Below are 9,210 nucleotides of genomic sequence, written 5' to 3'. Positions count from 1 at the left end.
TCGCGGTGGCACGGCGGGCGCGCGCCCTGCGCCGCCCCGACCGGACGGCACGCCCCAGGTCGGCGGCCGCGGAGCCGGGAGCCTCGAAGTCCCGCAGCGCGCCGAGCAGCCGCGCGGCGTCGCGTTCCTGCTCGTCCACGGTGCTACCCCTCTCCCCGGTGATGGCCGGCCCCGGGCGGTTTCGCTGGTACGGCCGCGTCCTGCCCGCCCATCAGGGCGCGCAGGCGCGCCAGCCCGTGCGCGGTCTGGCTCTTGACGGTGCCCTCGGAGCACCCGAGTATCTCCGCGACCTCCGCGACGGGCAGATCGCACAGGAACCTCAGCACGAGCACCGCGCGCTGCCTGCGCGGCACGCGTGCCAGCGCGGCGCGCACCACGGCCCGCGTCTCCACGTCGGCCTCCGGCACGGGCGCCAGCCCCGGTGTGTCGACGGGCGCGCCGGTCAGCCGGACCCGGGCCCACGCGAGCCGCCGTTCGCTGAGGAACGACCGCACCAGGATCGCCCGGACGTACCGGTCGATGTCGTCGGCCGCGCGGGCGCGCCGCCAATGCACGTACAGCCGGGTGAGCGCCGTCTGGACGATGTCGTCCGCGCGGTGCGGGTCGCGGCACAGCAGGTGCGCGATGCGCCGGAAGCCGGGCAGCGCGCCGGTGACGTACTCCACGTACTCGCGCTCGTCGGCCGCCCGCACCGCCGTCCTCCTTCCCGTCCTCGCCGTCCTCCTCATGTCCGTTGAGACGGCCGCGGACGGCAGGAAGGTCGCGCTCTCGGCGTCCACCCCCGGTCACCCCGCCCCGGCGGTCAAGTGCCGGACGTCCCACAACCAGACGCCGCCCTCGTACCTGCCCTGGCCCAGCAGCTCCCGCAGGACGTCGTACAGCACCTGCTGCCTGCCGTTCGGGCCGAGTACGACCACGTCGGCCCGCCAGTACGCGAGGTCGGCGCGGGCCGCCGCCCGGTCGGCGTCCGTGACGACCGGCGGCGTCTCGGCGTCCCTCGCCTTGGCCAGCAGGTCGGACGTCGGGCGCCGCGCCGCGCCGTACCCTCCCTCGCGGCCGGGGCCGAACGGGCCGATGAAGTAGCCCTCCGGTACGGGGAACGCCAGCCCGGCCTCGACCTGCCAGTGCAACGGCGTCGCGTCCGGGACGTCGGGCAATGGCGCGGGCACCAGCGTCCGTCCGGGGCGGACGTAGCGGCGCCACGTCCCGTCGGTGAAGAACGCGGGGGCCGGGGGCCGGTCCTCGGCGGCGAGCGGCTTGGGCGCGATCGGGACCAGCGCCTGGGCCAGCAGGACGCAGCACAACAACCGGACCCGGACCGCGTGCGCCGTCCCCGCGGGCGCCGCGGCGAGGAGCCGGTCCACGCCGAGGGCCAGCAGCATTCCGGCGGCCGGCACGCACAGCAGCGTGAACCGCGACTCGATCACCGATTCGTACAGCGGAAGCTTCGACACGATCCGCCACGGGCCGGGAACGCCGGTCGGGTGCCCGTCCACCGTCACCTCCGTCCCGAGGGACAGCAGCACGGCGGCGCCGATCACCACGCCCAGCGCCCGGACGAGCGCTTCCCGCCATAGCCACACCACCAGCGCGCCGACCAGCACCGCGAGCGGCCAGCCGAAGAACGCGTTCTGTTCGGTAGGGCTCGCGTCCAGCGGCCCGGGGACGGCCTGGTGGCCGGCCAGCGACTGCCGGGCGAAGGCGGTGATCGCCGTCACGTCGTTGCCGGACGGATGGTGCACGAGCCCGTCGTAGCTCTGGGCGCCGAAGAACTGCCAGACCAGCGCGTAGGTCGTGAGAGGCAGGAAGATCGCGAGGGCGACGCCGATCCCCGCCGCGAGCCGTGCCGCCGCCGCCCGTGCCGCCGCCGGGCGGAACGCCGCGTACGCCACCGCGAACAACGCGAGCCCGGTCGCGGTGAGCAGCAGCACCTCCTCGCCCAGATAGATCTGGTAGGCCGCGAGGAGGCCCAGCACGGCGCCGTCGCGGACGGGACGGCCCTGCCCGCGCGCCAGCCCCGCGAGCCGCCCGATGATGAACGGGATCACGGCCAGCACGACGAAGTTGGGGTGGGCGTTGGCGTGCGAGATGACCGGTGGCGCGAAACCGCAGAAGCCCCCGCCCACCGCGGCCGCGGCCCGCGAGGCCCCCAGGTGGCGGCGCAGCAACCGGTACCAGGCCGCGGCGCTTCCGCCGAGGCCCAGCGTCAGCACCAGCGCCCACGTCACCGACGGGCCGAACACCAGCGTCACCGGCGTCAGCGGCACCGACACCCCGAGCATGACCGTGTTGGCCATCAGGTTCACGCCGCCGGGATAGTTCTGCAGCGTGGTGAAGAACGGGTCCTCCAGGCGGGTGACGGCCCGTGCGGTGACCGCGAAGAACCACTCCCACTGCGTCTGGTCCTGGCCGCCGTCGACCAGGTAGCGGCGGCCCGGGTCGGCCCACAGCCGCCCGAGGACGGCGAACGCGGCCAGCAGGAACCCGGCGGTGATCGCCAGGTCGGTCTCCCGCCCGCTGAGCCGCCGGTACCGGGGCCGCGCCACGTCCGCGCGGGGCGGCGCCTGCGCCTCGGCCGTCATGCCGGCCTCCGGCCGTGCCGCAGCCGGACGAGGACGACCTCGCCGAGCACCTTCGCGTAGTCCACGGGACGGATCTTGGACCCTGGGCGGTGCGTCCAGCGAACTGGGATCTCCGCGACCGGCCATCCGCGCCGGGCGAACAGGCAGAGGATCTCCACGTCGAAGCCCCAGCCGTCCACCCGCGCCACGGCGAAGGCGGCGCGGGCCCGGCCACCGTCGAACAGCTTGAAGCCGCACTGGGTGTCGGTGATCCCCCGCACCGCGAGGGCCCGGATCAGTAGCCGGCCGAGGCGCGCGGGCGCCAGCCGCAGCGGGTGCCGGTGGGCGCCCGCCCGCGAGCCGATGGCCGCCGCGAAACCCGGCGCGAGCCCGTCGCGGAGCCGGGCCAGCTCCTCCACCGGGGTGGCGAGGTCGGCGTCGGTGACCAACACGAGCCGGCCGCGGGAGGCGAGCACGCCCGTCCGCACGGCGTGCCCCTTGCCGCGGTTGGCGGGCGTGCGCAGCAGGCGGACCCGCGGGTCGCGCCGGGCCGCGGCCCGGACCGGCCGCGCGCTGCCGTCGGTCGAGCCGTCGTCGACGACGATCAGCTCCCAGCGGTCCGGCCCCCCGTCCAGGTGCGCCCGGACCCGGTCGAGGGTCGGGGGCAGCCGCGCACGCTCGTTGTAGACGGGGATCACGACCGTCAACTCGACGGGGTCGGAGATCGAGGCGTTCACACCAGGGGGACCTCTCCGGAGCCGCCCGCGGTTGTATGACATGGGTCACATGGTGGGGCATCCGCCGATGCCGCCGGGCGGCGTGACCGCCCGGCGGCGCGTCCCGGTCAGTGGATCACCGTCGTGGGATCACCGTCAGGCGGATCACTGGAGGAGGGCCCAGGAGCCGGGGGAGAGGTCCGGCACCTGACCGGTACCGGAGCGGGTCGCCCGGAACAGCTCGCCCTGGTAGGTCACCAGCGCGCCGGGCTCGTAGGCGGTCTCCGCCCGCCAGCCCGGCACCCCGACCGGCGAGATGCGGCTGGTGCGCCCGTCGGCGCCGCGGGTGCGGGTCATCGCGTACGCGCCGACCTTCGACGGCCCGCCGTACGGCGTCCAGCGCGTCCCGTCGGTCGAGTACTCGACGGTCAGGCCCGGGTTCCGGACGTTCGCCGTCAGCTCCCCGCCGGTGAGCTTCGCGCCGGGCAACGGGATCCGGTAGTTCACGCCCGTGCCGGGCAGCCCCACCGGTCGGTAGAACGACAGGAGGGGGAGCGTGACCTGGCCGAGTGTGTTGGAGAAGGTGTTCCACGCGGCGTCCATCCCGGTGGGAGCCGGCGTGTCGCGGTTCCAGGCGCGCTCGGCGGCGCCGAGGAGCTTGGGGAACGCCTGGTACTCGCGGATCTCGGGGGTCTTGCCGTTCTCCGCCCACAGTTGGGCCTCGATCCCGAGGATGTTCTTGCGCCCTTCGGGGGTGAGCTTCGTCCAGGCCGGGTTTGGTTTGATCGGGTTGCCCCAGCGGTCCTCGACGGCGTTGGCGTACACGTCGAAGGGCTGGTAGGTGAAGGTGCTCTTCTCGTCCACGTAGGCGGCCCAGTAGTAGCCGGGCTCGTCCGGGTCCTTGTTGTAGGCCAGGTCCATGTAGAGGTTGGTGGCGTGGGCGAGGACCACGGGGGTGCCCTCGTTCGCGAACCGGTACGCCCAGTCTTCGCGTCCCCAGCCCCAGACGTTCTGCCACGGCAAAGGCGTGAACCCCTTGAGGCGGAACGGGCGCGCGGGATCGGTGATGTCCTCCCACCCGACGGTCGCCCGCGCCGCCTTGTGCGCGATGGCGTTCCAGCGCGTGAAGAACAGCTCCTTCAGCTCCTCGCCCGACTTCCCGGCGGTCCGCGGGTTCGCCTTGCAGGCGGGGGACCCCGACCACCAGCCGTCCGGCGGTCCCGGCGGCTCGTCCCCGCCGATGTTGATCCGGTCGAGGGGGACACCGGCGGTGCGGTACATCTCCCCGAGCTCGGAGACGACCTTGTCGAGGAACGTGTAGGTGCTGTCCAGGCAGGGGTTCACGAGGTTGTCGGTGTAGCCCTGGACGCTCGTGTGCCGGCTCGTGTCCGCGGGGTCCAGCAACCGGTGGGCGTCGTCTCCGGTGCGCTGGTGGCGGCGTTCCATCGACTGCACCGCCGCCCGCGCGTGCGCGGGGAAGTTCAGTTCCGGGACGACCTCGATATGCCGCTCGCCGGCGTACCGGAGGATGTCCTGGAAGTCGCGGACGCTGTAGAAGCCGCCGCCCTTTCCGGCGAAGTTCTGCATGGCCTGCTCGTAGCCCTGGTATTCGGGTCCCCGGCCGAGGTTCGCCTCTGTCGCGTCGCGCGGCTTGCCCGCGATCCCGTCGCCGTCGCCGAGGTCGTTCGCCGACCCCATGCCCTGGTGCAGCGCCCCGGTCTCCTTGAGGTCGAACGCGCGGCGGGACCCGAAGCCCGTCAGTTCGGGGAGCCCGGGGATCTCCAGCCGCCAGCCCTCGTCGTTGGTCAGCCCGAGGTGCAGCCGATTGAGCTTGGTGAAGCTCATCAGGTCCAGGAACTTCTGGATGGTCTGCTTGGTTTCGAAGTGCCGGCCGACGTCGATGTGCAGGCCCCGGTAGCCGAACAGTGGCGCGTCGGCGATCGCGGCACGCGGTACCTCCGCCGTCGGGTGCGCACGGCCGGCCGCCGCGGCCCGGTAGTCGCCCGGCGGGACGAGCTGCCGGAGCGTCTGTACGCCGTAGAGCACCCCGGCGCGGTCCGTCCCGACGATCCGGACACCCGCGGACGTGGCGTTGAGCGTGTAGCCCTCCGCGTCGGCCTCGCCATCGCGGTCCACGTCCAGCTGCGGATCCACCGCCAGGGAGATCGGCTCGCCCCGGCCCTCCGCGACGTCCCGCAGCGCCGAACGCAGGTACCCGGCCTCGCCGCGCAGGGCGCGGGGCGCCGACACGGGGGACCGGCCGCCGATCGCGACCGTTCCGCCGGACGCGGTGGCGGTGAGCGGCTGCGGGACGAGCCGTTGGCGCAGTGCGAGCCGCTCTGGCCGCGCCGTGTTCGCGGTGAACCGGGTCGCCGCCGTCTCGACCGGGCGGTTGTCGCCCGAGAACGCCTTGGTCTGCTTCGGGTCGGTGGGGTCGAGCAGCGTCTTGGAGGGCAGCCACCGCGCCTGGCCGCCGTCGAACGCGATGGTCCAGCCCGCCGGGGCGTCCGACTTGTGGGTCACCCAGATCTGCATGGTGAAGTCGATCGTCCTGCGCGCGCCCGCCGGCACCGGTCTGAATCCGGCGGCGGGCCTCAGCGTGTAGAAGTCGCCGCTGCGCGCCGCGTCCGCGCGGTCCACCGCCAAGCCCTGGTCGGCCAGCTGCCTGCGGCCGGTCTCACCGGCCGCGCCGGGCAGCAGCGCGGCCGGCAGCCGGGGGCTGTTGAAGTACATGGCCCAGCCGTCCGCGCCGAGCGCGCAGCGACGGTCGCGGTTGTCGAGCGTGAGCCGGGCCAGGTGGTACTGGGCGTTGGCGACCGTGTGGTCGACCGGCTGGTAGGTGATCCGCAGGGCGCGGGCTTCCGGATGACATGCGGCCGACGCCGCACCGGGCGCCACGGCCGCGGCGAGCGCGGCCGTGAGCGCGACGGCCGCGACGGCCGTGACGGGTCTGTTCGGGACCTTCATGGGGGTACCGCATTCCTGGAGTACGGGCCGTCACGGGGTCGGATCGGCGTCGGTCTCAACGAAATGATTAGGAAAGTATCCTATTTATTTACTGGGAGTCGAGACCCCGGAAAAGACCGATCCGTGGCGAGCCCCGCGGGGCTCGCCACGGATCGGCCGGGGGTGGGCCCGGTCAGGTGGAGCCGGTGAGCTCCATCTGCTTGATCTTCGGATCGTTCTCATCGGCGAAGTAGTCGTCGGGCCGGGTGGCGTCCACGCCGTCGGCGAGCCCGGCCGCCCTGAAGGCCACCGTCCCGGCCACGGCGACCAGCAGGTTCACCGCGAGGGCGAGCACTCCCACGTAGACCGTCATCCTGGTGTCCAGGCCGAGGTCGCTCAGCTTGAACGCCGAGCCGCCGAAGTGCTCCTTCTTCTTGGCGACGTTCGGGATCTCGTACAGCATCCACAGGCCCGCCAGGAGCCCGGCGGCCCAGCCGGCGATCAGCGCGCCGCGGTGGAACCAGCGGGTCACCAGCCCGAGCGCCACCGAGGGGAGCGTCTGCAGGATGATGACGCCGCCGATGAGCTGCAGATCGATCGAGAACTCGGGGTCCAGCAACAGGATGCAGGCCACCGCGCCGACCTTCACGACGAGCGAGACCAGCTTGCTGACCGCCGCCTCCTGCCGCTCGGTCGCGTCGCGCCGGATGTACTCCTTGTAGATGTTGCGGGTGAACAGGTTCGCCGCGGCGATCGACATGATCGCGGCCGGCACCAGCGCGCCGATGCCGATGGCGGCGAACGCCACCCCCGCGAACCAGTCGGGGAACATCGTGTCGAACAGCAGCGGGACGACGGTGTTGGTGTCGGCCTTGCCATCGGTGACGACCGGCGTGATGCCCGCGGCGATGGCCATGAAGCCGAGCAGCGCGATCAGCCCGAGCACGAAGCTGTAGGCGGGCAGCGCCGACATGTTGCGCTTGATGACGTCGCGGTTCCTGCTCGCCAGCACACCGGTGACGCTGTGCGGGTACAGGAACAGCGCCAGCGCCGACCCGAGCGCCAGCATCGCGTAGTTGAGCTGGTTCGTGCCGTCCAGCAGGACCCCGTCGCTCGGGGCCGGCGTCTTGGCGAACTTGGTCTCCGCCGCCGAGAAGATGTCGCCCCAGCCGCCCAGCCTCGTTGGGATGTACAGCACCGCGACGATGATCACCAAATAGATCAGGATGTCCTTGACGAAGGCGATCAGCGCGGGCGCCCGCAGCCCCGACTGGTAGGTGTAGGCCGCGAGGATCACGAACGCGATGATGATCGGCCAGTGCCCGTGCACGCCCATCGTCTTCAGGACGGCCTCGATACCGACCAGTTGCAGCGCGATGTAGGGCATCGTCGCGACGATGCCGGTGACCGCGACCGCCAGGGCCAGCGTCGGAGACCCGAACCGGGCCCGGACGAAGTCGGCGGGGGTGACGAAGCCGTGCACGTGCGACACCGACCAGAGCCGGATCAGCACGAGGAAGACCAGCGGGTACACGACGATCGTGTACGGGACGGCGTAGAAACCCGCCGCGCCCGCGCCGAACACCAGCGCCGGGACCGCGACGAAGGTGTAGGCGGTGTACAGGTCACCGCCGATCAGGAACCAGGTGACCCAGCTGCCGAAGTTGCGGCCGCCGAGGCCCCACTCGTCCAGGCTGTGCATGGTGCCCGGCCGGCGCCACCGCGCCGCGACGAAGCCCATCCCGCTGACGAGCAGGAACAGCGCGCCGAACACGATGATCTCGGTGAGGTGATCGCTCGACACGCGCTCAACCTCGCTTCCGGGTCATGCGGTAGACGACGATCGTGCAGGTCACGCCGAGCGGGATGAACGCGAACTGCATCCAGTAGAAGGCGGGGAAGCCGGCGAGCCGGGGGCCGTCGTCGTTGAACAGGAACGTCAGCAGCGGCACCACGACGGGGACGACCAGCAGCCAGTTCCAGACGCTTCGGTCGGATCGGGCGGGACGCGGCGGGGGGTGTTCGGCGGCGGGTTCTGTCGAGGCCAAGGGGAGTCCTCCTCGTCACGGGCGTGCCATCGCATGGCCCGCGGGAGTTCGGGGAGGCAGGGCCGTGCCATGGTCGAGCCGGGCGAGGATAACCCTCCGGCGGTCACGAGCCGATCTCGGACGCGGCACGACTTGAGGGGAGCGTTCCAGCCTGCGGGAGAGGCGGGTCGGGACACATCGGGCGAGGCGGGCGGACCGCGTCAGACGCTGCGGTCGGCGGCGGTCCTCGGCTCGTGCCGGACGTCCTCGGGCAGGTCCAGCTCCCGCGTCCACGCGGCGAACTCCACCAGGATGCCGTCGGGGTCCTTGAAGTAGATCGAGCGCACGAACACGCCGTCGTGCATGTCCCGCGCGACGCCGAACTCGCTGTCGTCGTGGTTGAGCAGGACGCCGACGTCGATCCCCTTGGCGACGAGACGGTCCCGGTACTCCTCGATGCGCTCGGGCGGGACGTCGAAGGCCACGTGGTTCATCGACCCGACGGCCGACAGCAGCTCACCCTGGTCGGGCAGGGTCTTCGGCGCCGACACGCCCGGGACGGGCTCCGGCGCGTCCGGGAACCAGAAGAACGCGAGGGCGTTGCCGCCGCCGCAGTCGAAGAAGAAGTGTTGCCCCCACCCCATCGGCAGCTCGATGGTCTTGATCAGCGGCATGCCGAGCACGCCCTGATAGAAGTCCACCGTCCGCTTCATATCGCTACAGACCAGCGCGAGGTGGTTCACCCCACGAAGCTCGAACTCGGTGTTCTCCCTGGTCATAGGCCCGTCTCCCGGTGATGTAAGTAATCCCTTGCGCTCCGGTTCATGGTAACCTCGGCCCCATGCGAACCGCGACCTTCCAGTGGTGGTGGCGCTGCTAAGGCGGCGCCGGTTCGTGCACGTTCACACATCCAGGCGACCGCCCTCACCCGGCGGTCCCCTTCGTATCGTCCGCCTGGTG

General features: G+C 72.1%; 7 protein-coding genes. All 7 read right to left on the bottom strand.

Annotated elements, in window-relative coordinates; genetic code table 11:
- Positions 1-143 precede the first annotated feature (143 nt).
- The 7 genes from AMA02S_RS34610 to AMA02S_RS34580 all read right to left on the bottom strand — a co-directional run bounded on the left by AMA02S_RS34610 (position 144) and on the right by AMA02S_RS34580 (position 9,029).
- The gene (locus AMA02S_RS34610; RefSeq protein ID WP_245667961.1) at positions 144-692 is read right to left on the bottom strand and encodes a SigE family RNA polymerase sigma factor; all 549 of its coding nucleotides are present in this window, start codon (positions 690-692) and stop codon (positions 144-146) included.
- 93 nt (positions 693-785) lie between these two features.
- Positions 786-2,582, bottom strand: coding sequence for a glycosyl transferase (locus tag AMA02S_RS34605; RefSeq protein WP_067467434.1), 1,797 nt, complete (start codon positions 2,580-2,582; stop codon positions 786-788).
- Positions 2,579-3,298: a dolichyl-phosphate beta-glucosyltransferase gene (locus AMA02S_RS43695; protein ID WP_067467432.1), complete on the bottom strand. Its 720-nt coding sequence runs from the start codon at positions 3,296-3,298 to the stop codon at positions 2,579-2,581. Before AMA02S_RS43695 ends, AMA02S_RS34605 begins: the two co-directional genes overlap by 4 nt.
- Positions 3,299-3,442: 144 nt before the next feature.
- On the bottom strand, positions 3,443-6,244 hold the full coding sequence (locus tag AMA02S_RS34595) for a family 20 glycosylhydrolase (protein WP_067467429.1): 2,802 nt from the start codon (positions 6,242-6,244) through the stop codon (positions 3,443-3,445).
- A gap of 172 nt (positions 6,245-6,416) precedes the next feature.
- Positions 6,417-8,027 (bottom strand): monocarboxylate uptake permease MctP, encoded by a 1,611-nt coding sequence (gene mctP / locus AMA02S_RS34590; protein ID WP_067467426.1) that lies wholly within the window; start codon positions 8,025-8,027, stop codon positions 6,417-6,419.
- Between the two features lie 4 nt (positions 8,028-8,031).
- Complete coding sequence (locus tag AMA02S_RS34585; protein ID WP_067467424.1) at positions 8,032-8,271, bottom strand: DUF3311 domain-containing protein; 240 nt, start codon at positions 8,269-8,271, stop codon at positions 8,032-8,034.
- Positions 8,272-8,471: 200 nt separating this feature from the next.
- On the bottom strand, positions 8,472-9,029 hold the full coding sequence (locus tag AMA02S_RS34580; RefSeq protein ID WP_067467421.1) for a VOC family protein: 558 nt from the start codon (positions 9,027-9,029) through the stop codon (positions 8,472-8,474).
- Positions 9,030-9,210 lie beyond the last annotated feature (181 nt).

The sequence above is a fragment of the Actinomadura macra NBRC 14102 genome (assembly GCF_001552215.1).
GTDB lineage: Bacteria > Actinomycetota > Actinomycetes > Streptosporangiales > Streptosporangiaceae > Spirillospora > Spirillospora macra.
The sequence above is the reverse complement of the archived record's forward strand: the minus strand, read 5'-3'. Positions and strand labels throughout refer to the sequence as shown.

What these genes read in the sequence shown, in the direction of transcription:
- AMA02S_RS34605 (WP_067467434.1), bottom strand. Translation starts at nt 2,582, where the DNA reads ATGACGGCCGAGGCGCAGGCGCCGCCCCGCGCGGACGTGGCGCGGCCC.
- AMA02S_RS34595 (WP_067467429.1), bottom strand. Translation starts at nt 6,244, where the DNA reads ATGAAGGTCCCGAACAGACCCGTCACGGCCGTCGCGGCCGTCGCGCTC.
- AMA02S_RS34580 (WP_067467421.1), bottom strand. Translation starts at nt 9,029, where the DNA reads ATGACCAGGGAGAACACCGAGTTCGAGCTTCGTGGGGTGAACCACCTC.